This is a genomic window from Mycobacterium sp. E1214 (assembly GCF_001666755.1).
Lineage (GTDB): Bacteria > Actinomycetota > Actinomycetes > Mycobacteriales > Mycobacteriaceae > Mycobacterium.
The window spans coordinates 1-624 of the sequence record NZ_LZJC01000009.1; the positions used below are offsets into that span (position 1 = coordinate 1).

Here is a 624-nt window from a genome sequence, read left to right on the forward strand (position 1 = left end):
ATGGCTACACGTTTTATGACCGACCCGCACGAGATGCGTGCGATGGCGGGCCGTTTCGAGGTTCACGCTCAGACGGTCGAGGACGAGGCGCGCAAGATGTGGGCGTCGTCGATGAACATCGCCGGCTCCGGCTGGAGCGGCCAGGCGCAGGCCACCTCGTACGACACCATGGGTCAGGTCAACCAGGCTTTCCGCAACATCGTCAACATGCTCCACGGGGTGCGCGACGGGTTGATCCGCGACGCCAACAACTACGAGCAGCAAGAGCAGGCCTCGCAGCAGATCCTGAGCAGCTAGTCCCACACACCGTCTGCTACCCAACACTTTTAAGGAGCTAAGCAATGAGCATTAACTACCAGTTCGGCGACGTCGACTCGCACGGCGCGCTGATCCGCGCCCAGGCCGCGTCCTTGGAGCAGGAGCACCAGAGCATCGTGCGCGATGTGCTGGCTGCCGGTGACTTCTGGGGCGGCGCCGGTTCGGTGGCCTGCCAGGAGTTCATCACCCAGTTGGGCCGGAACTTCCAGGTCATCTACGAGCAGGCCAACTCCCACGGCCAGAAGGTGCAAAGTGCCGGCAGCAACATGGCCAGCACGGACAGCGCCGTCGGGTCCAGCTGGGCCT

At 63.6% G+C, this 624-nt stretch carries 2 protein-coding genes; both read left to right on the forward strand.

Annotated features, from left to right (window positions below; all coding sequences use genetic code 11):
- Complete coding sequence (locus A5700_RS00745; RefSeq protein WP_007168951.1) at window positions 1-297, forward strand: WXG100 family type VII secretion target; 297 nt, start codon at window positions 1-3, stop codon at window positions 295-297.
- 44 nt (window positions 298-341) lie between these two features.
- Window positions 342-624: WXG100 family type VII secretion target (locus A5700_RS00750; RefSeq protein WP_068072147.1), on the forward strand; the 283-nt coding region annotated here is incomplete at its 3' end.

What these genes read in the sequence shown, in the direction of transcription:
- A5700_RS00745 (WP_007168951.1), top strand. Translation starts at nt 1, where the DNA reads ATGGCTACACGTTTTATGACCGACCCGCACGAGATGCGTGCGATGGCG.